General features: G+C 46.5%; 20 protein-coding genes, 2 tRNA genes and 1 pseudogene. 9 read left to right on the top strand and 14 right to left on the bottom strand.

Annotated features, from left to right (window positions below; all coding sequences use genetic code 11):
• Both NQ544_RS12955 and NQ544_RS12950 read right to left on the bottom strand, forming a co-directional pair.
• Positions 1-357 carry a hypothetical protein gene (locus NQ544_RS12955; RefSeq protein ID WP_006847603.1) on the bottom strand — a complete coding sequence of 119 codons (357 nt, stop codon included), beginning with the start codon at positions 355-357 and terminating at the stop codon, positions 1-3.
• Between the two features lie 200 nt (positions 358-557).
• Positions 558-630 (bottom strand) — tRNA-Phe (locus NQ544_RS12950).
• 155 nt (positions 631-785) lie between these two features.
• Between NQ544_RS12950 and NQ544_RS12945 the strand changes: the two genes are divergently transcribed.
• Both NQ544_RS12945 and NQ544_RS12940 read left to right on the top strand, forming a co-directional pair.
• Positions 786-861 (top strand) — tRNA-Pro (locus tag NQ544_RS12945).
• 122 nt (positions 862-983) lie between these two features.
• A complete protein-coding gene (locus NQ544_RS12940; protein ID WP_167529927.1) occupies positions 984-1,826 on the top strand; it encodes a ComEA family DNA-binding protein in 843 nt (280 codons plus the stop codon).
• Between the two features lie 36 nt (positions 1,827-1,862).
• Here the strand turns inward: NQ544_RS12940 and NQ544_RS12935 are convergent, their stop codons facing one another.
• From NQ544_RS12935 to NQ544_RS12910, 6 genes are all read right to left on the bottom strand, one after another.
• The gene (locus NQ544_RS12935; protein ID WP_006847606.1) at positions 1,863-3,218 is read right to left on the bottom strand and encodes a sodium-dependent transporter; all 1,356 of its coding nucleotides are present in this window, start codon (positions 3,216-3,218) and stop codon (positions 1,863-1,865) included.
• Between the two features lie 93 nt (positions 3,219-3,311).
• Positions 3,312-4,676 (bottom strand): sodium-dependent transporter, encoded by a 1,365-nt coding sequence (locus NQ544_RS12930; protein ID WP_006847607.1) that lies wholly within the window; start codon positions 4,674-4,676, stop codon positions 3,312-3,314.
• 166 nt (positions 4,677-4,842) lie between these two features.
• On the bottom strand, positions 4,843-5,343 hold the full coding sequence (locus NQ544_RS12925) for a CYTH domain-containing protein (RefSeq protein ID WP_006847608.1): 501 nt from the start codon (positions 5,341-5,343) through the stop codon (positions 4,843-4,845).
• 4 nt (positions 5,344-5,347) lie between these two features.
• Positions 5,348-5,497, bottom strand: a complete 150-nt coding sequence (locus NQ544_RS12920; protein WP_006847609.1) for a hypothetical protein — start codon at positions 5,495-5,497, stop codon at positions 5,348-5,350.
• Between the two features lie 21 nt (positions 5,498-5,518).
• Positions 5,519-6,646, bottom strand: a complete 1,128-nt coding sequence (gene prfB / locus NQ544_RS12915) for a peptide chain release factor 2 (protein WP_006847610.1) — start codon at positions 6,644-6,646, stop codon at positions 5,519-5,521.
• Between the two features lie 32 nt (positions 6,647-6,678).
• Complete coding sequence (locus NQ544_RS12910; protein ID WP_040553105.1) at positions 6,679-8,487, bottom strand: AMP-dependent synthetase/ligase; 1,809 nt, start codon at positions 8,485-8,487, stop codon at positions 6,679-6,681.
• A gap of 129 nt (positions 8,488-8,616) precedes the next feature.
• On the opposite strand from NQ544_RS12910, the gene NQ544_RS12905 reads away from it, so the two are divergent.
• Positions 8,617-9,681, top strand: a complete 1,065-nt coding sequence (locus NQ544_RS12905) for a M20 family metallo-hydrolase (RefSeq protein WP_006847612.1) — start codon at positions 8,617-8,619, stop codon at positions 9,679-9,681.
• A 359-nt stretch (positions 9,682-10,040) separates the two neighbouring features.
• Here the strand turns inward: NQ544_RS12905 and NQ544_RS12900 are convergent, their stop codons facing one another.
• Positions 10,041-10,223, bottom strand: a complete 183-nt coding sequence (locus NQ544_RS12900; protein ID WP_244263570.1) for an HAD-IA family hydrolase — start codon at positions 10,221-10,223, stop codon at positions 10,041-10,043.
• A gap of 302 nt (positions 10,224-10,525) precedes the next feature.
• On the opposite strand from NQ544_RS12900, the gene NQ544_RS12895 reads away from it, so the two are divergent.
• Together NQ544_RS12895 and NQ544_RS12890 are read left to right on the top strand one after the other, a co-directional pair.
• Positions 10,526-11,419: a LysR substrate-binding domain-containing protein gene (locus NQ544_RS12895; RefSeq protein ID WP_006847614.1), complete on the top strand. Its 894-nt coding sequence runs from the start codon at positions 10,526-10,528 to the stop codon at positions 11,417-11,419.
• 84 nt (positions 11,420-11,503) lie between these two features.
• Positions 11,504-12,547, top strand: a complete 1,044-nt coding sequence (locus NQ544_RS12890) for a YeiH family protein (protein WP_040553108.1) — start codon at positions 11,504-11,506, stop codon at positions 12,545-12,547.
• Between the two features lie 141 nt (positions 12,548-12,688).
• Here the strand turns inward: NQ544_RS12890 and NQ544_RS12885 are convergent, their stop codons facing one another.
• Positions 12,689-13,276 (bottom strand): hypothetical protein, encoded by a 588-nt coding sequence (locus NQ544_RS12885; protein ID WP_006847616.1) that lies wholly within the window; start codon positions 13,274-13,276, stop codon positions 12,689-12,691.
• A gap of 140 nt (positions 13,277-13,416) precedes the next feature.
• On the opposite strand from NQ544_RS12885, the gene ftsZ reads away from it, so the two are divergent.
• The 4 genes and pseudogenes from ftsZ (at position 13,417) to NQ544_RS12865 (ending at position 16,948) form a co-directional block, all read left to right on the top strand.
• Complete coding sequence (gene ftsZ / locus NQ544_RS12880; RefSeq protein WP_006847617.1) at positions 13,417-14,808, top strand: cell division protein FtsZ; 1,392 nt, start codon at positions 13,417-13,419, stop codon at positions 14,806-14,808.
• 1,085 nt (positions 14,809-15,893) lie between these two features.
• Positions 15,894-16,307, top strand: a complete 414-nt coding sequence (locus NQ544_RS12875; RefSeq protein WP_006847620.1) for a replication initiation protein — start codon at positions 15,894-15,896, stop codon at positions 16,305-16,307.
• On the top strand, positions 16,246-16,641 hold the full coding sequence (locus tag NQ544_RS12870) for a hypothetical protein (protein ID WP_153134032.1): 396 nt from the start codon (positions 16,246-16,248) through the stop codon (positions 16,639-16,641). Before NQ544_RS12875 ends, NQ544_RS12870 begins: the two co-directional genes overlap by 62 nt.
• 82 nt (positions 16,642-16,723) lie before the next feature.
• Positions 16,724-16,948, top strand: a pseudogene (locus NQ544_RS12865) (DUF4248 domain-containing protein).
• 253 nt (positions 16,949-17,201) lie between these two features.
• Here the strand turns inward: NQ544_RS12865 and NQ544_RS12860 are convergent.
• Genes NQ544_RS12860 through dut form a run of 4 tightly spaced genes read right to left on the bottom strand, consistent with a single transcriptional unit; the run spans position 17,202 to position 22,316 of the window.
• A complete protein-coding gene (locus tag NQ544_RS12860) occupies positions 17,202-18,983 on the bottom strand; it encodes a murein hydrolase activator EnvC family protein (protein ID WP_006847623.1) in 1,782 nt (593 codons plus the stop codon).
• Between the two features lie 50 nt (positions 18,984-19,033).
• A complete protein-coding gene (lolB1, locus tag NQ544_RS12855) occupies positions 19,034-19,960 on the bottom strand; it encodes a lipoprotein insertase outer membrane protein LolB1 (RefSeq protein WP_006847624.1) in 927 nt (308 codons plus the stop codon).
• Positions 19,961-19,985: 25 nt separating this feature from the next.
• Positions 19,986-21,836 carry a tetratricopeptide repeat protein gene (locus NQ544_RS12850; RefSeq protein WP_006847625.1) on the bottom strand — a complete coding sequence of 617 codons (1,851 nt, stop codon included), beginning with the start codon at positions 21,834-21,836 and terminating at the stop codon, positions 19,986-19,988.
• A gap of 42 nt (positions 21,837-21,878) precedes the next feature.
• Positions 21,879-22,316, bottom strand: coding sequence for a dUTP diphosphatase (dut, locus tag NQ544_RS12845; RefSeq protein ID WP_006847626.1), 438 nt, complete (start codon positions 22,314-22,316; stop codon positions 21,879-21,881).
• Positions 22,317-22,362: the final 46 nt, after the last annotated feature.

The following is a 22,362-nucleotide window of genomic DNA, read 5'->3' as shown; positions in this document are numbered from 1 at the left end:
TTATTTGATAATTACTTTCTTACCATTAATCATATAAACGCCCTTAGATAAGCCCTTAGGGGAAGAACCTACATACTGGCCCTGAAGGTTATAAACCTTACCTTGCAATGCTTTCTTTATATCTTCTATCTGGCTGATGCCGGTAGTTTGATAAGTGAAAGAAAGGGTTACGAGCGACATGTCTGCCTGATTAGATGTATTATCTGAATACTGAAGAACAACATTGTCACCATCGAAGGTAATCTCTGAGACAGTCTTTTCTATGAGCTGACCATCAATCTTAACCGTCTGTTTGCTGCCGGCAAATACTGCCGTAGACAACATTCCAGCCAACAATAATAAATAAGCTTTTTTCATTTTAATGAATGTTTGCTAGATTAATTTTTTGGTTTGTTTTTGAATTTTACAATGCAAAAGTAGTGAAAAAATATCTATTCTAAAACATCCTGGCACATTTTTCTTACGCAAACGTTTTCATAAGTGTAAAATGGAGTATTATAAAAAAGAGCATAAAAAAAGACTGAATCCTGTTACGAAGATTCAGTCTCATAAAGAAGTGGTACCACCAGGAATCGAACCGGGGACACAAGGATTTTCAGTCCTTTGCTCTACCAACTGAGCTATGGCACCAACTTTCACAAATCGCGATTTATCATTTGCGGGTGCAAAGGTAATACTTTTTTCTGGTTCCTGCAAATTTTTCGGGAAATTTCTTTCAAAAAAAGATAAAAAAGTCTATTTTTGTTGGTATTGTCCATTATTTAATGTACCTTTGCAGCAGATATCGGGATTTAGCGCAGTTGGTAGCGCACGTCGTTCGGGACGATGAGGTCGCTGGTTCGAGTCCAGTAATCCCGACCAAACAATCATATAGACTTAAAATCCGTAAGCCTATGAAGTTTTTAAAGGATTTTTTTTATATCAATTACCATGAACGGCGAGCATTACTCGTAATCCTGACCCTGCTCGTTGTCAGTACCACAATGATTTTCATTGTAGGTTCTAAAGAAACTATGCCCTCAGAAAAGCAACAAGCCCATAACGATAGTATCATCAGACATGCCACGCGGCAACAGCCAGGCTATTATGACGAAGGACTTCAGTCGAGCGAAGTATTCGCCTTTGACCCCAATACGGCAAGCCATTCTGATTTCCAACGGCTGGGACTGGAATCATGGCAAGCCAGAAACATCATCAAATATCGAAATAAAGGAGGTATCTTCAGGACACCTAGAGACTTTGCACGGGTTTACGGACTAACCAAGAAGCAATTCGAAAAACTGCTGCCCTTTATCAGAATTGGTAAAGACTACCAGCCGGCTGCCAACTTTTACCCAAGAGAAAGATACAACTACGGCTATCAAGAGACGGCTATAAGAACTAGAGAAGAAAGGAAGAAAGACTCTACCCAATACAGTTATCCACGAAAACTGAAAGAAGGTCAGTATGTCAACATCAATTCTGCTGATACGACCGAACTGCAGAAAATTCCCGGCATAGGCTCTTACTATGCCAGAAGCATCATCCGTTACAGAGAGCGGTTAGGCGGTTTTGTTTCCATGAGCCAGATACAAGAAGTGGAAGGCGTGCCCGAGACAGCCCTCCACTATATGAATATTGATGCAAAACATATCCGGAAAATGAATGTCAACCAGCTCAGTTTAGCCGAACTGCGCAAACATCCTTACCTGGACTTTTACCAGGCAAAGGAAATCGTAAACTACCGCAGAACCCATGGTCCGCTGAAAAGTGCTGAAGAGCTGCGTCTCCTCAAAGACTTTCCACCTGCCGAAATAGAAAGAATCAAGCCGTATCTTGCCTATTAGGGGCAAGATAGCCTGTCTGCAAGTTTGCCGGTTTTACTAAATGACACCAAACTGGTGCAGGAAGATAAGGAAAATACAGACTGGACAGATAAAACGGATGGTGAACAGGAAGACCGGGAAGAGAGTTCCCTTCAGGGTTCCCCAGTTAGTAAACTCATCACGCACAATCTTCTTTGGCACATACCATCCCAGGAACAGACAGGTGATGAATGAACTCAACGGCATGAGCAGCTGGGCAGTAAAGTTGTCACAATTGCTCAGGAAATCCTTGCCGAAGAAGCCCAAATCAGGTACGGCACCCTGAGAGAGCGAACAGAATACAGCTATGATGCTGCAAACGATGGTCTCGAACCAGGCTCCCTTGGCACGGCTTATCTTACCCTCCTCATAAATAAAGGCGGTACCTATCTCGTGCATCGAGATGGTAGAAGTCAGGGCTGCCAATACAAGCAAAGCATAGAACAACACCGAAATCACATAACCGACAACCGGCATGTTACCGAAAGCCTGCTGGAATACGTTTGGCAAGGTAATGAAGATGAGCGAAGGACCGCTGTCTGGCTGCACACCTACCGAGAAGGCTGCAGGGAAGATCATCAAACCTGCCAATACGGCGATTACCGTATCAATGGTCACAATCTGAGTAGCAGACTTCAAGAGATTGGTCTGTCTGTTGAAGTAAGAGGCATAAGTACACAGACATGCCGTACCCATACTCAAAGAGAAGAACGCCTGTCCCAGCGCTTCGAGCAACACGTTTTCATCTACCTTAGAGAAATCCGGCTTCAGCAGGAACTCCACTCCCTTCACCGCTCCCGGCAGAGAGCAGGAAGCTATCACAATCACAATCAACAGGAAGAAAAGCATAGGCATCAGTATCTTGGATGCTTTCTCTATACCATTGCGCACACCGCGTACTACCACCATGTGGGTAAGCAGGATAAAACCTACTGCCCATAAGGTAGGACGGATAGGATCGGCTGCAAAGGTCTGGAAATAGGTCTTCACATACTCTGCGTCGCCATGAACACCGCCCATGATACTGGCATAGAGATACTGCAGGCACCAGCCAGCCACCACGGCATAGAAACCCAGGATAATCATAGAAGTGATGACCCCCATCAAGCCCAAAGCACCCCAAGCCTTATGCTTTCCCAGATTGGAATAAGCTCGGGCTGCATTAGAAGCGGAATGACGGCCGATGATGAATTCGCTCATCATGCCAGGCAATCCGAGCAGGATGATACATACCAAATAGATGAGAATGAAGGCAGCACCACCATTCTGACCTGCCATATAAGGGAAACGCCACACATTACCCAAACCGACTGCCGAGCCGGCTGTGGCAAGAATAACGCCCAACTTACTACCAAAATTTCCTCTTGTTTCCATTATCTAAATCTTTAATGTGTAGTGTTTATTTCTTCCGACGAAACGGCAGATGCTACACCTTATTATATATAGTTATATCCGATTACAAATACTTTATCCGAAGACACCAAACTGGTTCAGGAATACCAGGAAGATGAGGACAGGACAAACGAACTTAATCAGGAAAAGATAGATACCGAAGAGACGGCCCTTCAAGGTTCCCCAGTTAGTAAACTCATCCTGTACGATCTGCTTAGGTACATACCAGCCCAGGAACAGGCAGGTAAGGAATCCTGCCAGAGGAAGGAATATCTGACCCGTAACAAAGTCGAACCAATCGAACAGCGCCTTTCCGAAAAACGAAAGCTTATCTGTTGCACCCAAAGAGAGCGAACAGAAGGCTCCGATGATGGCACAGGAAACCGTAACGATGGTAGCACCCTTCTTGCGGTCGATCTTCAACTCCTCGTAGAAGAAAGAAGTATTCACCTCATGAAGTGACATCAGCGAAGTCAAGGCAGCTACCGACAGCAATACGTAGAAGAGCAGCGAGATAATCCAACCCAGTACAGGTAACGATGCAAACGCCTGATTAAAGACATTCGGCAAAGTGATAAAGATGAGCGAAGGACCACTATCCGGTGATACTCCTACAGAGAAGGCTGCAGGGAAAATCATCAGACCAGCCAGTACTGCTACCAGCAAATCGATGATGGAAATCTGCAAAGCACTCTTGAAGAGATTGGTCTGACGGCTGAAGTAAGAGGCATAGGTACAGATACAGCCCATACCGATACTCATAGAATAGAACGACTGTCCCAAGGCATTCAGGAACACGTTTCTGTCTACCTTTCCGAAATCAGGCTTCAACAGGAACTCCACGCCCTTACCTGCATCCGGCAACAGACAAGCTGCTACCACAATGATCAAAAGCAGGATGAACAGGAGAGGCATCATCACCTTAGAAGCCTTCTCTATACCGCCGCGCACACCATGAATAATCACGAAATGACAAATCAGGAATATCGCTACCGTCCACATAACCGGACGCACAGGATCAGAAGAAAACTCCTTGAAGTAATTCGCCACAAAGGTAGGGTCACCATGCAGTTCGCCCATGATGCTGGCATAAACATACTGCAGACACCAGCCCGAAACCACCGCATAATAGCCCGTAATCAGGAAACCGGTAAGCACCTCCAGGTAGCCTACCCACTTCCATGCCGTACCATTAGAGAGCTTGGTATAGGCACGTGCGGTATTTGAGGCACCATGACGGCCGATGATAAACTCAGAAATCATACATGGAATGCCCAACAGGAGCACACTTCCGATGTATACCAGAATAAAGGCTGCGCCACCTTCCTGACCAGCCATATAAGGAAAGCGCCATACGTTACCCAAACCTACGGCGCCACCTGCTGTAGCAAGAATCAATCCAATCTTGCTACCAAAACTTCCTCTATTTGAATCAGTCATTTCTATCTTTCTATTACTAATTTCTTATTTTTTAATTTTTCTTCATGCAAAATTATAAAATAATTCTGAAATAAATGAATTATTTGAAAGCAAAAACACAAATTTAGTAATATTTATGCAATTTAGTCTGTTTTAGGACGCAGAAATGATTTTTTCGATACATTTTCTAACGATATTCAGCCGGCAAGGTATCACGCCACTTCGAGAAAGGATTGCCCAAGAGATGCGAATTGTAGAATCGCTTGTCGCCTGTTACCTCCATACCGATGAAATCAGGTTTCTCATAGGCTTCGGTCTCGCTAGCCAACTCCACCTCTGCCATGACCAGACCTTCATTATCGCCATAGAACTCATCTACCTCGAAGGTATGACTGCCACTTTTCACAAGATAGCGACGCTTATCGATGACGCCACCCTGACAAAGTTGCAGAAGATGCTGCGCCTCGTCCATCGTTATCTCCTTTTCAAACTCATAGCGGGTCATGCCGCCATTTACCGACTTGCCCTTAATAGTAAGGTAAGCCTTCTCATCCCGTGTGCGAACCCGCACCGTAGCCCCCTCGGCAGGAATATATCCCTGCTGGATATGACTAGAAGAAAAGGCGGCGCTTTTATAAGCGTCGCCCTTCTTAACGAGGAATTTTCTTTCTATCTCTAATCCACTCATTGTTTTATACTAATGATGTTGCATAGATGGCAAAAAGAATACCGAGGACTATCAATCCACCGAATATCCACTTGATTATTTTCTCGCCTTTTGCAGCCTGTTTCTTCTGATAAGCCTCATGTTTGGCTCTTCTTAAGTCTTTATTTCCACTCATAGTCGTATATTTTTTAGATTATTATTGTTGTTCGTCATCATTCGTTGGGAACTCCATCAGGTATGCCTTGATGAAATCATCTATCTTGCCGTCCATCACGCCATCTACATCCGATGTCTGATAGTTGGTACGGTGGTCTTTCACACGACGGTCGTCGAAGACATAACTTCTAATCTGGCTTCCCCACTCTATCTTCTTCTTACCGGCCTCAATCTTAGCCTTGGCCTCCAGACGCTTCTTCATGGCGCGGTCGTAGAGTTGGCTCTTCAAGAGCAACAGGGCTTTGGCACGGTTCTTTGGCTGGTCACGGGTCTCGGTGTTCTCGATGAGGATTTCTTCTTCCTCGCCGGTATCAGGATCAGTATACCAATAACGCAGACGAACACCGGATTCCACCTTATTCACATTCTGACCACCGGCACCACTCGAACGGAAGGTATCCCAAGAGAGCTTGGCTGGGTCGACATATACCTCGATGGTATCATCTACCAGCGGAGTTACGAAGACACTGGCGAAACTGGTCATTCGCTTGCCCTGGGCATTGAAAGGAGAAACACGCACCAGTCGGTGCACACCGTTCTCGCTCTTCAGATAACCATAAGCGTACTCGCCACCCTCAATGGTCATGGTCACGCTCTTGATACCAGCCTCATCGCCTTCCTGCATATCGGTGATGGTAACCTTGTAGCCATGAGCCTCTGACCAGCGCATATACATACGCATCAGCATCTGTGCCCAGTCCTGACTTTCTGTACCACCAGCACCGGAATTAATCTTGAGCACGCAGTCCATCGGATCTTCCTTCTGACGAAGCATGTTCTTCAACTCCAGGTCTTCGATGGCTTTGATCGCCTTGGCATAATCGGCATCCACCTCTTCCTCAGTCACCATTTCATCTTTATAGAAATCGAAGGCAAGCTGCAGTTCATCGGCATAAAGACGTACGGTCTTATAACCGTCGAGCCATTTCTGGATGCCCTTCACCTTCTTCATCTGCTCCTGAGCATACTTCGGGTCTTCCCAAAAGTCAGGAGCCTGGGTGCGGAGCTGCTCCTCTTCGAATTCTACTTTCTTCTGGTCTATATTGAGATAGTGATGCAGAGCATCAGCTCTGTCCATCACATCCTTCAACTGGTCAGCTGTAATCATTAACTTTGAACTTTAAACTTTAAACTTTATGATTACTCCTCATACATCTTGTCAATCTCCGCCTTGTAGTTCTTGTTGATGATAGGGCGGCGAATCTTCAAGGTATTGGTCAACTCACCCGACTCCATAGAGAAGTGGTGAGCCAGGAGGGTAATGCGCTTAATCTGCTCATAATAAGCCAGATTTTGCTGGAGAATCTGGATACGGTCCATCAGCATCTTCTGCACCTTCTCGTTAGCACACAGGTCTTCACGGCAGGTGAAGGCGATATGATGCTCACGTGCCCAGTCCTCCACGAGACGGAACTCTGGAACGACGAGGGCTGATACGAACTTGCGCTGGTCGGCAATAACAGCCACCTGATCGATAAACTTATCTACCAGGAGCAACGATTCTACCTGCTGCGGAGCGATATACTTACCGTTGGATGTCTTGAACAGGTCCTTGATACGCTCGGTGAGATAAAGCTCGCCATCCTTCAAGTAGCCGGCATCACCGGTATGGAAGAATCCATCCTTGTCGAATGCCTTCGCATTGGTGGTATCACGATGATAATAGCCCGGAGTGATGGTAGGACCCTTGAGGAGCACCTCATTATCCTCACCTATCTTTACCTGAATGCAGGAGATAGGGCGACCTACAGAACCCAGACTGCGTTTCTTGTCGAGATGATCACAAGATACGGTGGCAAGACTCTCGGTCAGACCATAACCCACCACCATATTGATACCGATGGCATGTACAAACTCCTCTACTTCCGGACTTACATAAGCACCCGCTGTAGGGAAGATATTCGGTTTTTCCAAACCCAACTGCTTGCGAACCATGCTCAAAACAGTCTTGTTGATAATCTTATATTCCAACTCCAATGCCAGAGGAGGGCGCTTGCAGTTTGCCAGATATTCTATATTCCGCTTCTTTCCTACCGCCAAGGCATGGTAGAAGAGTTTCTTCTGGATAGGACCGGCATCATCCATCTTTGCCTTTACGGCGATATACACCTTCTCCCAGAAACGTGGCACACTACACATACAGGTAGGATGCATCTCTCTCATACTCTCCTGAATTTCATGAGGATAAGTATTGATGATGAGTTCGGCACCTTCGCTCAAGCAGAGATATGCCCATCCACGCTCAAAGATATGGGTGAATGGAAGGAAGTCGATGACACGGTCCTTTTCGGTAACAGGAATGCACTCATCGTTTGCCTTCAAAGCAGCATAATACTGGCTATAAGTCAGCATCACGCCCTTGCTATCTCCAGTTGTTCCACTGGTATAGAGGATATTAGCCAAATCATCCATACTTGCCTGCTTGTAGAGTTCCTCTACCTCCGTCTGGCGAGGAAGATTCTCTCCCAACTTCAGGAAGTCCTTGAAATAGAGGGCAGCAGGATCGTGTGTACTGATGCGCACGCTGGAATCGAAGATGATGATACGTTCCAGAGAAGGACAGAGGGCAAAGATACGGTGAGCCTTGTCATACTGCTCCTGTTCGCCAACAAAGAGGAAGCGAATCTGCGCATCATTAATCATATATTGAATCTGCTGCTCGCTACTGTTGGCATAGAAAGGCACAGAGGTTACCCTGATACCGTACGCACCGAAGTCGGTGTACAGATAATGCACACAGTTCTGCGAGAAGACAGCGATTTTGTCAAGAGGTTTAGCCCCAAGATTCAGGAGGGCATTGCTCACTTGTTTCACTCTTAAGGAAAAGAGGTTGAATGAAACCGATTGCCACTGGTCGCTGCCAAACTTTCTGAAAGTTAAAGCAGTTTTCTCTCCCCATTTCTTGGCGAGATCATGTACCAGTACCGAAAGATGACTATTAATCTGCATAAGCTTATATTTATATTCTGATGCAAAGATAATAGAATTTGTCAAGAACACAAAATAAAAAGATATTTTTTCCACTTTATCTGCTCTTTTTTTCGTATCTTTGCCCCAAAATCAAAAAATAGAGAGATTATGATGACACAAGAAGAATATGTTAGCGATGCCGTGGATTTGCTGAAAAAGCTCATCGCCACCCCATCTGTAAGCAGAAACGAGAAGGAGGCTGCCGACATCATGGAGCAGACCATCCGCAAATATGGGTTCGAACCTCATCGTGAGGCGAACAACATCTGGATTATCGACCCTCATTACGATGAGAGCCGACCTACCCTGCTGCTCAACGCTCACATCGATACCGTGAAGCCTGTAGCTTCATGGACACGCAACCCGTTTTCACCGGATGTTGAAGAGGGTGTACTTTACGGCTTGGGCAGCAACGATTGCGGCGGCGGACTCTGTTCGCTCCTCCAGATATTCAGAATGCTGACCGCAAAGCCTCAGCAGTATAATCTTATCTATCTGGCATCCGCCGAAGAAGAGGTGTCGGGAAAGGATGGCATCACCCGTGCCCTGCCTTTGCTTCCGCATATCGACCTTGCCATCGTAGGTGAACCTACCGGCATGAACCCGGCTGTTGCCGAAAAGGGACTGATGGTGCTGGATGTGATTGCTCACGGAAAGAGCGGTCATGCTGCCCGCAACGAGGGAGTAAACGCTATCTACGAGGCATTGGATGATATGCGATGGATTCGTGACTATAAGTTTGAGAAGGTAAGCGAGTTCCTGGGACCTACCAAGATGACGCTTACCGTAGTGAATGCCGGAACCCAGCACAATGTGATTCCGGATAAGTGTACGATGCTTGTGGATATCCGCACCAACGAGTTCTATGACAACGAGGAGGTTTACAAGTTTATCTGCCAGCACCTGAAGAGCGAGGTGAAGGCCCACAGTTTCCGTCTGAAGTCATCCCGCATCGACCCAGCGCATCCTCTTATCAGGAAATGTGTAGCCATGGGCATGAAGCCATTCGGCAGTCCTACCCTCAGCGACCAGGCTCTGATGCACTTCCCTTCGTTCAAACTGGGTCCTGGCGAATCTTCCCGCTCCCATTCTGCCGATGAATTTATCAAAATAAGCGAGATTTCGGATGCTGTAGCTAAATACCGGGAACTCTTGGATAGAGCCAGCATCTGAAAGAGACATTCGTTCTGACTACAATACTGAGTACGCTATAAAAAGTCCGTAAACTTTTGAGTATTAATAATTTATTTAATAATCGTCTCGTTTTAACGGGACACTAGTGGTCCAGCTTATGGATTTCCTCCGCTAAATTGAGTGTCTTTACAGCTTCAGTTCGGCTCATGATACGGCCAGCTCCATGGACCATGCTCAAACGCTTCCAGACAACAGAGACAGAAAGCAAGAGCATCTACATTGCACCCGAACTATTTGACATACCAATCAATGTGGGTGACCGTTCTTCTACCATACAGGATACCAGCTGTGCCTTGATGGGTATTACTCTCCTGCTAGCCATTATCATAGTTATCAAATCAAAGGCAAGCACCTACTTGCAGCTTCAAGTCCAAGCTTCCCTTGAAAAGGTTGCCATGAATACCCACATGATTGGCTTCTTCTACATTCGCTGGCCTATCATCAATGAAAATGCTCTCCGAAGCCTGGAGGTGATAGCGATTTAATAATAGCTGATAAATCTCCGGATTCGGTTTCACCATCTTCTCTTCCCCACTTACTACAATCCCATCAAACATGTCTAAAAGGCGGGCATGTACCTTCTTGACAATTGGAAAAGTCTCATGAGGTAGGCTCTGTTACCATAGACTGATACGATGATGGCTTAGGCCAAATGGATATTCTTAATGTTCATAATGTCTTTGGTTTCTTTTTGTTGGATGCAAAGTTACTATTTTTAGGCGAAACCAGTGAGTGATTTCTAGAATTTTGTTATCTTTGCAGAAGATTTGCTGCACTCGGCATCATATTGACGAGGATTTTTGAAATAACAAAGGAACATACAATGATAGATACAAGACTGAAAGTTTTCAGAAGTGTGGCTACACTCCTGAGTTTCACTAAGGCTGCCAACGAACTGTTCATCAGTCAGCCTGCCATCAGCAAGCACATACAAGAGCTTGAAAAGGAATATGGGGTGCAACTGTTCGACAGAATCGGCAATCGCATCCAGCTCACCCGTGCCGGACAACTTATGCTTGACCATGCCTGCAAGATTATCGATGCCTATCAGAATCTCGATTTCGACATGAAGAAGCTCACAGAGAAATCTGGTGGCGAACTGCGCATCGGAGCCAGTACCACCATCTCACAATATGTTCTCCCCGAACTGATTGCTGAATTCAGGAAACTATATCCCGACATTCGTCTTACCCTGCTCAGCGGAAATTCTCATGAGATAGAGGATGCGCTTGCTGCAGGAAGGATAGATCTGGGTATGGTGGAAGGCATCAAGCGGCAGCCCACCTTTAAATACACTCCTTTCATGAAAGATGAGCTGGTGGCGTTCGTACATTGTTCCAATCCCCTAGCCCAGCAAGATGAGATTTCTTTGAATCTTCTCAGGCAGACACCGATTGTACTGCGTGAATTAGGTTCCGGAACCTTGGATGTCATCCAAAAAGCCCTGCAGGAAAACGGCATTGCTCTTTCTGATCTGAACATTGAGATGAATCTGGGAACCACAGAGGGCATCAAGCATTTCGTGGAACATTCCTTAAGCATGGGTATCATCAGCATAAGAGCCATCTACAGGAGTATCTATGAACAAGTATTCAAGGTTCTGGAAATTGAGAATCTGAAGATGGAACGAGAATTTCTATTTGTTGAGAAGAGAGGCGAGACCGCTAAACTCCAGCAGACATTCAAGAGGTTCATAACTAAAGATTATAACGTATAGTTATTATATATATACAACATCTCATGATTTTTCGTACCTTTGCACCCGCTTTTCAAAAGCGAATAACCGACAAAAAAGAAAAATATGAGATTATCAGAACAAAGGAGCAGTATGCTGCATGGCGTATTGCTCATCGCACTCTTCGCATGCGCTGCTTTCTATATCGGTGGCATGGACTGGGTGAAAGCTCTTTCGTTTAGCCCCATGGTGGTGGGTATCATCATTGGTATGCTCTATGCCAATAGTTTACGTAACAACCTGCCCGACACCTGGGTACCGGGCATCAAGTTTTGCAGCAAGCGAATCCTCCGCACAGGCATCATCCTTTATGGTTTCAAGCTCACCTTCCAGGATGTGATGGCTGTGGGCTTCTCTGCCATCGTAATGGATGCCATCATCGTATGTGGCACCATCGGCTTGGGAATCCTGGTGGGAAGACTCCTGAAAATTGACCGCAGCATCGCACTGCTAACCGCTTGCGGAAGTGCCATCTGTGGAGCTGCAGCAGTTTTGGGTGTGGATGGGGCCATTCGTCCAAAGCCTTACAAGACGGCAGTAGCCGTAGCCACCGTAGTCATCTTTGGAACATTATCCATGTTCCTCTACCCTATTCTCTACAGAGCTGGCATCTTTGACCTATCACCAGATATGATGGGACTCTTTACGGGTTCCACCGTTCATGAAGTAGCCCATGTGGTAGGTGCTGCCAATGCCATGGGAGCCGAGGTGAGCAACAATGCCATCATTGTGAAGATGATAAGGGTGATGATGCTGGTACCGGTATTACTGGTGATTGCATGGACCGTTGCAAGGGATGTTGCCAAAAGAGATAATCTGGAAAATACTGATACCAACAAGCCTAAAATCAGCATTCCATGGTTTGCCATTCTCTTCCTGGTAGTGATTGGATTCAATTCTCTTGGTTTGCTTCCGGAAAGCATAGTGGATTGGATTAACCAACTGGATACTTTCCTCCTGACCATGGCAATGGCAGCATTGGGAGCCGAGACAAGCTTTGACAAATTCAAGAAAGCTGGCATTAAGCCTTTCCTCTTGGCTGCCATTCTTTATTGCTGGCTCATTGGAGGTGGATATTGTCTGGTGAAGTTTGCCATACCTTATTTATAAGAATATCTATATAGAAGGTATATTATAACGACAGAGGAAAACAGCCATGTGAAAAGTAGAACGATTCACAAATGGGGAAAGAAAAGCCGGAGAGATATATACATGATAGTATTTACATCGTTATAAACGGTAAGAGAAGCATTATTGATAGACTACAAGTTCTCTTGGGAGATTGATTATCTTCAACCTCTCGAACCAGAGCTTCATGGAAGAGCCTTGGTGGCGCTTGACATGGCTATTGATGATATAATAGTCGGCCTGGTATTCGTCCATCAGGTCAGAGAAAGCTGCCTTGATGCGCGAACACTTCTCGTTGATGGCATTATCAAGAGGGTTCGTCAGGCGATTCACTGTTTCTGTGATTTTATCGGGATCGATTCTGTTGCCGATTTTTCGGTAGAGGGCAAACAGTTCCTCACGATGATCCACCAGGTTCTTGAACTCTATTCCTTCCGGGTGATTCAGAAAGAGCAGATAGAGGGCCTTGTGGATGGGACTGAGCTGCACTTCCCTGTTTCCATAGTCAGGGAGCAAGAAACGGTAATCTTCCGTGATGACCAGAGGACTGAGGGTTGCCCTTGCTGCCTCGATACGGAGCTGTTCCAATACGGGCACACTGATGGCTTTTAACAAAAGATCGGTTCTACCTTCTGCTAAAAGCTGGGTGGAAAGCGTCTTTACCTGAGCGGCTTTCTCCTCTGGGGTCATATTTCTTGTTTCTTCTTGCATACTGGTTGCAAAAGTACAAAAAGAATGGGAAAAATCGTTTCTCATCTAGAAAAAAACTTCTTTTGCAAGGCTTGCGTTTGATTTTTCATAGGGAATCTGATTCTTTGTATGTATCTTTGCATCCAAATTGAAATATAGAAATGATGAAAGAAGATTGGACTCCTATAGATTTCGGACAGACAGAAGATACTACCAAGAACATCATCAAGGTGATTGGTGTGGGTGGTGGCGGATGCAATGCCGTTAAGAATATGTATGCAGAGGGTATAGTAAACATGAGTTTCGCCGTCTGCAATACGGATAGTCAATCACTATCCAAGTCGCCTGTGCCGGTCAAGATCATGCTCGGAAAGAGTGGTTTGGGTGCAGGGGCAAATCCCGAAGTGGGAAGAAGTGAGGCTCAGAATACCCAGGAAGACATCAAGAAACTGCTGGACGACGGAACCAAGATGGTTTTTGTTACTGCCGGAATGGGTGGTGGAACGGGTACGGGTGCCGCACCTGTCATTGCCGGTATTGCCAAAGGGATGGGCATCCTTACCGTTGGCATCATCACCATACCTTTCTACTTCGAGAAGCGAAAGAAAATTGTCAAGGCTCTGCAGGGTGTAGAAGAAATGCGCAAGAACGTGGATGCCTTGCTTATCGTCAACAACGAGCGTCTCTGCGATGTTTATGCCGACTCCGAGATTACCGTAAAGGATGCCTTCAAACTGGCAGACAAGGTACTGAGTGATGCCACCAAGAGTATATCGGAACTCATCACTGTGGAGGGAACCATCAATCTTGACTTCCGAGACATCGAGACTACCATCAAGAGCGGTGGCGGTGCTATCATGGCCATGGGTAGAGCCAGTGGTGAGGGAAGGGTTCAAAGTGCCATCAAGAATGCGTTAGACTCTCCTCTGCTCTATGGCAGCGATATCAGTAATGCCCAGCGCATCCTTTTCAATATCTACACTTCCAGCAAGCACCCTATCTTTGTGAGGGAGATGAGAGAAATTGATGCCTTCTTTGATGAACTGAACCCTGATATCAAGGTGATTTGGGGTCTTTCTGATGATGACAGTCTGGATGAGGATGCCAAAGTCACCATTCTGGCAACTGGTCTGAACAATGAGTTGGCTGAGGATATTCCTGAAAGTTCTTCTGTATTGAAGGATGAGGAAGACTATCAGAGAATCATCGACAAGCTCTATCATCCTATCAGAGACAACTTCCAGACGCTAGCAAATAAAACCGAGCAAAAGCAAGAAGCAGAATCTATAGATAACATCAATCCAGATGCTACAGAGAAGGAAGCTACTATTGTCCATCGAGAAGAAATGTCAGGAAATGAGTCTGGAGAAGAGCCAGCTAAGGTTTTAGTGGAAGACAATCCTTCTACAACCGAAGATTCAAGAGAAGTTCCTGTTGAAACGCCTATCGCCAAGCCAAAGTCATGGACATTAGGTGGAAGAATCAAAAATGGGCTGAAGAAAATTGCAGAAGATCTGGACATCATCACTTACGATGATGAAAACTACAAGTAGTTGATGATGATTAATACTAGGAAAGCGATTTTGGTTGGAAATAGAGGGTGTGTCATAAGACCATGACGCACCCTCATATAACAACCATTTAGTGCTCGGAATCACTGCGATTTGCAGGAGGAAAGCCATCAAAGGTCTACGCCAGATTGTTGGATAGGACCACTAGGGGAAAGCTTACTGCATGACTATCACCTCGAAGATGGGGCTATTACTCATTAAATTCTTCTAAGAATTGTTTTCTTTTTCCCTCTAATACGTAAGTCTTCTAACTCATAAATTGACTGGGAAAATCATACATCGAAATAACAACACGATGTTCGTCTGTTTTTTCAAACTTCAACTGAACAGAATAATAGCGAATCAGCTCTTCATAAGAAGTCAAATCGGCTGCAAATAAGAATACCTATTCACAACCTACAATTTTCAACAATTCCTGTATTTTTGGCACTTGTTTGTTGAACTCGCGGTAATATTTATTTCAGTGTTGAAAAAAAATCTTTTTCCTCCCGTATTACGAATAGTGTAAAAGATGTAAATGTATATATATCATATACTTGGTATAGTGTAGGGAAGAAAAACTATACCTAGCTGTCTGATATTCAATATCTTGTATTTTTAAGATTCTCCCTGGTAGTGATTCGGGCATATTCTGAAGAAGCATTATTCTCCCTGATGGTATCTATTATTGGCTCTGATGGTAACAGTCAAAAGCTAATTCTTTTGCAACATGAAAGCGCGGAGAATGTGATTCTCCTCCTGATGAAGGACACCGGGAAATGCTTTCGGTTAAGGATTAGAACATAGCTCATTGAGTAGGATTCAGCCCCAAAAGGTGAGTAATCAAACTGTAATCCTTACAGGGCATTCTATGCCTGATAAATTTGATGAAAATTTATCGGCATGGATGCAGAGTAAGGACATATGTTTGATAACAAGAGAAAAGGCTGAAACTCCTTCCATCACGGATTGAGAATTTTTATCTTGCCATGTTTACCTTACTCTAATTCCATGCCGGTTTTCAATAAACAACAACAAAGACTTGCCCCAATCGGTAGGCCACTAACAATTTAAAGAGAAAACCAACAATGGAACAAGTAAATCAACAGCAGCAGGGCGACCAAACCTACTACCGGAAATTTGCATGCCTGTTTAAGAGTGAGCTATACCAAGACCGGCACAAGAACTGGATGGTAAAATTCCGCTTCGACAACAACGTGATGCGGTTTTTCTACAATTTCGACAAGGGAGTCAGCCGTATCGACCTCAATGCCATCAACCAATGCCGCAGCGCATCGAGCATCAAGTTATATCTCATCATGAACTGCTGGGCTGTAAAGGGATTCACCATCAGCAAAACGGCACATATCCAGCAACTGATGCATGGCAGGGAAGATTACTACAAGACCTGGTCGGCACTAGACAACAAATGTCTGACTTTTGCCTGCAAAGACCTCGCGCCTTTACCGGAACCGCATCATCGACCAGTATCTTACCTATAAGCCTTTCTTTCTGGAGGAGGGTAAAAAAGAGAAGCATCACCTGCCCGAGCACATCACCTTTACCCTGCACGACCGTTGCACTTCTGACGAAACTGCGGAGGGTACAGAAGTGAGCAGCGAACTGAGAGGACAGCGGAGCAAACTGAAACTCCGGCTGCAATGCAATTATGATGTGAGCGAGAAGAAGGCTGAGCGGCTATCTCAGGTTATATATGATTGGCGACCTGGAGGACTTCTTCCTGCGAAAGGATTATTACATAGCCAACTGCAAGCGTTCGAACAAGAAGATGAACATGGGTGGCTATATGACCACAGCCATGGTAGGTTTCTTTAAGGATCATGGTGTAGAAGGGCTGTAAAACCGGTTTTCCTATCACTCAATCTTACGTTTCACCCCATTAAAAAATATAAAGCTTATGAATTATCCCCAACGTATGTACAGCAAGACCGAGCTGGGTCTGCTCTATTTTCCCGATACAACCGACGGGGCAACAGCGCGCCGTCATATCATGGTATGGATTAAGCGTTGAGAGCCCCTCTGGAACGAGCTGCAACGCTTAGGCTACCAGGAGCATAGCCAGTATTTTCCTCCCCGCCAGGTATCCACCATCTTCGAATACCTGGGCGAGCCGGGGGCATAAAGGAAAGAAGGTGTGTCATAAGTCCAGATAATGGCAGCAAGGTCGGGCTGAAAGCCCAAAAACTCCTAGCCCAAGGTATCGCCCTGGATATAATAGCAATCAGCAAGACGCCCTGTAAGGGCGTATTGGATGTGACTTATGACACACCCTCTCTGCCCTTTACCTTTCCCTTCGGCCGGTGACCATTGGTTCAGGGCGTGTGGGGCAAAACTTTCAGCTGCAACTATTCATACTTTATCGGCTCATTCATACATTATCGGCTCAGCCAAGCCTCCGGATTGAGCTTGGCAGTCTCCTTGCGAAGCTGGAACTGGAGGATGTTATCAGAGCCAACACTACCCAAAGCCTGACGGGTATATACCTTCTGACCCTTATGAACGCTGACCGATTTCAGATTACAGTAAACAGAGATGTAGGCACCATGACGGACCAGTACATTCCACATGCCACCATAACCGAAGACGGCACTCACCTCACCATCGTAGATGCTGCGAGCCACACAACCCGGCTTGCCCTGGATATTGATACCCTTATTGTCGAGCGTTACACCCTTCAAGCCTTCCACATGATACTGACCGAAATGACTCACCACACGGTAACTGCCGCTGATAGGCATCGGCAATCTACCACGGTTAGCCTCGAATCCACCGCTCAGCATGCGGTCTACCGAACTCAAGGTAGAAGCCTCCTGTGCCTCCTTCTTGGCAGCGGCAATCTCAAGGGTACTGCGTTCCGCATCCATCTTCGCCTTCAACTCGGCAGCCTGTCTTTCTGCCTCCGCCTTTCTTGCAGCCTGTTCGGCAGCAGCCTCACGGGCAGCCTGTTCTGCAGCGGCACGCTTGGCAGCCTCGGCAGCAGCACGCGCCCTAGCCTGGGCTTTTGCCTTCGCCTGAGCAGCAGCCTGGGCAGCAGCCTCCTCCTGAGCCTTTCTTGCAGCCTCGGCAGCCAGTCTTGCTTCTTCAGCCGCCTTTCTGCGGGCAGCTTCGGCAGCAGCCTCACGCGCCTTGGCTTCGGCTATACGACGGGCATTCTCCCTGGCAGCAGCCTCGGCAGCAGCTTTCTTGCGAGCCAGTTCCTCGGCACGTTTCTTGGCGGCAGCAGCGGCAGCGGCCTTCTTCTTAGCCTCGGCAGCAGCACGGGCACGAGCCTTGGCTACTTCCTGAGCAATCAAGCGGTCAATCTGAGCGTTGATTGCCGCATCTTTCTGACGCTGGTCGGCAATGACAGCCTGAATGGTCTTCTGCTGTTTCTGCAGTCCCTGCACCATCTCCTGCTGCTGGGTCTGCTTACCTTCCAATGCCGTCTTCTCCTGCTTACCCTTATATAATAAGGTGTTCTTATGTCCCTTTACATGCTGCAACTGCTGGTGCTTCTCGTTCACCTGCTTCTGCTTAGCCTTTACAGCCTCGCCCTGCACCTTCTGATAGGAAGAATACTGGCGGATGAAGGAAAGACGGCGATACATCTGTGTCAGATTCTTGGCACTGAAGATGAACATCAGCTTGTCCTGAACCGTATGATGACGGCTCATATAGCGCATGGAACGGATATACTTGTTCTTGCGGTCCTGCAACTGTTGCTGAAGCGTTTTCAACTGTGCCTGCAGAATGCCGATATTGCCGTCAATATGATGAATATCCTTCTGGATACCGTCAATCTTCTTCTGACGCTGGTCTATTTCTCCGTTCAGCACCATCAGGTCTTCAAGACGTTTCTTCACATCCGCCTTATTTCTCTGCAAAGCCTGCTCCTGTTCTCTGATCTTCTTCCGGATAGAAGCGCGCTGTCCCTGCAAACCTCGGATAGAGGCATTGCTATAGGTTGCCGCCTTGCGTTCTGCTCTGGTTGGCGCAGCTGGTTTGTATGTCTTTCTGACCGCATGACTTCTGCTGTTCGTCTTTCTGGCAGGAGTAGCAGCCTTCTTTTTCGCAGTTACGGCAGTCTTTCTCATCGGCTTCTTCTGGGCAGAATGCTTCTGCGCAAAAGGTGCGAGCGAGAAGGTGATTGCCATGATGAATAATAAGATTCGCTTCATTTCTTATATTAAAAACCCATGTTCTATAATTTCAAACTCTTGATGAGCATCTACATACTCAATATCTTGTTGAGCACATCTGTTGGAGATATCTGCTTGTATTTGCCCGAAATCTCGGTCTGAGTGCTCCATTTGCTGTCGGTCTTCACCTGATTCAATTCCAGACTGATCTTAGCCTCCTGCTTTTTCCTGGTAGCAGTAGTGGTCATCGCCAGATTCAGGGAGGCAGGGAACATCTTGACGCCTACACTCTTGAAGTTGCCGTAGTCGACGTGGAGATTGAAGGTGCCGTTCTGAGCACTCTTATAGACAACATCTGCAGCTGTGATACGGCCGGTAGTGCGGTTGGCTGTCCAGGCATAGGTCATATTGCCGTTCCTGAAACTAACCGGCACAGCATCTCCTGCCACATCCAGTCTGGCATCAAACTTCTTCAGGTCTGATTCCTTTACAGTCCTTTCGCCCGGCAGGAGCAGCTGGTTCCAGAAGAGAGCCTGCAGAGAATAGAAGGAGATGCCCTGCTTCTTGAGGAAGTCTACCTGGGTATAATCTGCCTTGATATATTCCTTGTGCAGACGGTCGATGATAAGTACATGGTCGGGAGTAAACTCCAGACGGCCCACCTCTGTACCCAAGATAGGAATAAAGAGCTGGATGCGGATGATTTCATCCTTACGCATGCTCAGTTTGCCCGGCACAGTAATGTCCTTATCACCAGCCTGAAGAGTAAACGACATGTTGCCTACAATATTCTTGGTATACACCTGATTGTCTGAAACTTTCTGTACGAAAGCCAACTTTCTGAGCGTCTCACTCTGACGAGAGCCAGAACCCTTGGTGGCATTCTCTTTCTGATGACTGGCTGATGAGGAGCCAGAGCCCTGTACATTCTTGCTGGTTCCGCAAGAACCGAGGAGCAGGATGCTGCAGGCTGCGGCAAGCAGCATCATCTTATTCTTCTTCATTGTATATTTCATCTTTACTGATTTTTCTACTATCCGTTTATTTCTTCTTACCTTTTCTAACTGACTTCTGCGTAGCGGCAGGTTTCTGCTTTGGCGCATTACGCTTCTTCAGTTCTTCTTCGGTAATATATTGTCTGTTCTTAATCTTCCATGCCAGCACCTCAGTCTGGTTCTCGCCGGTATAGGCTTTCTTCCAGAAATCTACGGATTCATCGGCCATACCATTCATATAATAGATATCGCCGGCATGCTCAATAACCGTACTGTTATCTGCGGTAGAATCGCGGTTTTTGAGTGCCTGGTCTATATAGATCTTGGCATCAGCATAGCGTTCCTCCATAAAGAGAATCCAAGCATAGGTATCCAGATAAGTACCGTTGTTCGGCTCTGCCTTGATGGTCTTGTAGCTCATCGACTCAGCCTTATGCAGGTCAACGCCCTTCTCGCTCAGATAGTAGGCATAGTTGTTCAGCGCCATCACGTTGTCATCTTTCCATTGCAGGCAGGAGTCGTAAGCCGCAAAGGCTTCCTGCTCTTCACCTTTCTTATGAAGGATATCGCCGGTTACGGCATAGAGGTCGGATACCAGGTCAGCCGGCGACTGTGCATTCACCTGCGCCAATCCGAGACGGAACTCACGGAGCGCCTCGTCTTCCTTATCTTTCTGATAATACGCCATTCCACCGAAGTAATAGAACACCATTTCTTCGGGATTATACTCCTGAGCCGCCTTACATTGCTGGGAAACCAGGTCATATTTCTTCTCGTTCCAGAGCATCTGTACGAGTTGCATTCTGGCATTCACGTTATCCGGAGCTATGGTAAGCACCTTTTCGAAGGCATGGCAAACAGAGTCGGCCGGCATCTTCTTCAAACTCATATAAGCAGCTCTCATCTCTGCCACTTCGGCTGACGGATGAGCCACGTTGAGCGCCTTGTCAAACAGCGCAATCACCTTGGTAGAATCGCCACCTTCGCTCTCGTTCTTCTGAATGAAAGAGCGGTACATCATCACCTTGGTCTCCAGATCCGATTTCGGACTCATCAATATCTTATCGAGCATCTGCCCGGCAAGCTGCTCCTTATGGGTAGCATTATAATAGTCGTAAAGCGACATCTGGGCATAGGAGTTGTCAGGTTCTTCCTTCAGCACATCGGTAAAGCACTTGTAGGCTTCCTTCTGGCGGTCGTGCTGTACGAGCCAGTTGCCCAGCATCGTCTTGTACTGCATATCCAGCGGATGCTGGTCTACCAGCGACTTCAGTTCCTGATAGGCAGCCTTCTTGTCGTTCATCAGTTCATAAACTCTCATTTTAGAGAGGGTAAACTGTTCGCTTTCACCTTCTTCCACCTCGAGACGCGAAATTGTTTTGAGTACTGATTTATAATCCTTATTCTGGGAATAAAGCTGAACCAGGATGCGGAGGGCATCGGTATTATCGTGTTTTTTGGCATACAGATTCTCATAGGCATCGATGGCAAGATCGTATTTCAGGCTACCTATATAATATCTGCCCAACTGCTCTGCATAGGTCTGGTTTTCGGGATTCAGTTCTATTGCCTTCTGCATATAGGCAAGTGCCAGGGAATCCTGCTTGAGCTGAGAATAGAAAAGCGACTCATAGAAATAGGTTTCAGACGCCTTCGGGTCAATCTTCCGGGCATGCTCAAAGAGATCGAAAGCTGCCGAATAATTGCCGGCAGCCTGCTGGCGCGCTCCCTCCAGGAAGAAATAGTTGTAGCGCTGGCGGTCGGTCGGAGAGAGATGATCCTCCTGAACCGCCGGCTTCTGAACCGGCTGCACATTCTTCTTACGGGCAAGCGACGGCATGGCTACCGAACCCAGCAAGACCAGCCCCATTGCCCAACTGATATTTCTAAGATTCATCTTCACGATTCTAATCCTTTCTATTCTATCTTTAATAATCTGTTATTTTACTCCCGTATGACCGTATCCGCCGGCTCCACGTTCGGTTTCATCGAGTTCATTAACCTCGATGAAATCGCATTGTTCGTGCTTAGCCAGGACCATCTGGGCTATACGTTCGCCATCGTTGATAACGAAATCCTCTGTAGAGAAATTGATGAGCAGAACCATGATTTCACCGCGATAATCGGCATCGATGGTTCCAGGCGTATTCAGCACGGTAATGCCATGTTTCAAAGCCAGACCGCTGCGAGGACGGATCTGCGCTTCATAACCTGCAGGCAAAGCCATATAAAGACCGGTTGGCACCAGTCGTCGCTCCATAGGATGAAGCACGATTGACTCATCGATGTTTGCACGCAAATCCATGCCGGCACTCTGAGGTGTGGCAAACGCAGGTAGAGGCTGATGCCCCTTGTTGATAATCTGTACTTTTATCATGACTTCTTCTTTTTTATCTGTGTCTGAGTTTAATAATCTGCAAAAA

The organism is Segatella copri DSM 18205 (assembly GCF_025151535.1).
GTDB classification, from domain to species: domain Bacteria; phylum Bacteroidota; class Bacteroidia; order Bacteroidales; family Bacteroidaceae; genus Prevotella; species Prevotella copri.
The sequence above is the reverse complement of the archived record's forward strand: the minus strand, read 5'-3'. Positions and strand labels throughout refer to the sequence as shown.

What these genes read in the sequence shown, in the direction of transcription:
- NQ544_RS12955 (WP_006847603.1), bottom strand. Translation starts at nt 357, where the DNA reads ATGAAAAAAGCTTATTTATTATTGTTGGCTGGAATGTTGTCTACGGCA.
- NQ544_RS12940 (WP_167529927.1), top strand. Translation starts at nt 984, where the DNA reads ATGATTTTCATTGTAGGTTCTAAAGAAACTATGCCCTCAGAAAAGCAA.
- NQ544_RS12935 (WP_006847606.1), bottom strand. Translation starts at nt 3,218, where the DNA reads ATGGAAACAAGAGGAAATTTTGGTAGTAAGTTGGGCGTTATTCTTGCC.
- NQ544_RS12930 (WP_006847607.1), bottom strand. Translation starts at nt 4,676, where the DNA reads ATGACTGATTCAAATAGAGGAAGTTTTGGTAGCAAGATTGGATTGATT.
- NQ544_RS12925 (WP_006847608.1), bottom strand. Translation starts at nt 5,343, where the DNA reads ATGAGTGGATTAGAGATAGAAAGAAAATTCCTCGTTAAGAAGGGCGAC.
- NQ544_RS12920 (WP_006847609.1), bottom strand. Translation starts at nt 5,497, where the DNA reads ATGAGTGGAAATAAAGACTTAAGAAGAGCCAAACATGAGGCTTATCAG.
- prfB (WP_006847610.1), bottom strand. Translation starts at nt 6,646, where the DNA reads ATGATTACAGCTGACCAGTTGAAGGATGTGATGGACAGAGCTGATGCT.
- NQ544_RS12910 (WP_040553105.1), bottom strand. Translation starts at nt 8,487, where the DNA reads ATGCAGATTAATAGTCATCTTTCGGTACTGGTACATGATCTCGCCAAG.
- NQ544_RS12905 (WP_006847612.1), top strand. Translation starts at nt 8,617, where the DNA reads ATGATGACACAAGAAGAATATGTTAGCGATGCCGTGGATTTGCTGAAA.
- NQ544_RS12900 (WP_244263570.1), bottom strand. Translation starts at nt 10,223, where the DNA reads ATGGTGAAACCGAATCCGGAGATTTATCAGCTATTATTAAATCGCTAT.
- NQ544_RS12895 (WP_006847614.1), top strand. Translation starts at nt 10,526, where the DNA reads ATGATAGATACAAGACTGAAAGTTTTCAGAAGTGTGGCTACACTCCTG.
- NQ544_RS12890 (WP_040553108.1), top strand. Translation starts at nt 11,504, where the DNA reads ATGAGATTATCAGAACAAAGGAGCAGTATGCTGCATGGCGTATTGCTC.
- NQ544_RS12885 (WP_006847616.1), bottom strand. Translation starts at nt 13,276, where the DNA reads ATGCAAGAAGAAACAAGAAATATGACCCCAGAGGAGAAAGCCGCTCAG.
- ftsZ (WP_006847617.1), top strand. Translation starts at nt 13,417, where the DNA reads ATGATGAAAGAAGATTGGACTCCTATAGATTTCGGACAGACAGAAGAT.
- NQ544_RS12875 (WP_006847620.1), top strand. Translation starts at nt 15,894, where the DNA reads ATGGAACAAGTAAATCAACAGCAGCAGGGCGACCAAACCTACTACCGG.
- NQ544_RS12860 (WP_006847623.1), bottom strand. Translation starts at nt 18,983, where the DNA reads ATGAAGCGAATCTTATTATTCATCATGGCAATCACCTTCTCGCTCGCA.
- lolB1 (WP_006847624.1), bottom strand. Translation starts at nt 19,960, where the DNA reads ATGAAATATACAATGAAGAAGAATAAGATGATGCTGCTTGCCGCAGCC.
- NQ544_RS12850 (WP_006847625.1), bottom strand. Translation starts at nt 21,836, where the DNA reads ATGAATCTTAGAAATATCAGTTGGGCAATGGGGCTGGTCTTGCTGGGT.
- dut (WP_006847626.1), bottom strand. Translation starts at nt 22,316, where the DNA reads ATGATAAAAGTACAGATTATCAACAAGGGGCATCAGCCTCTACCTGCG.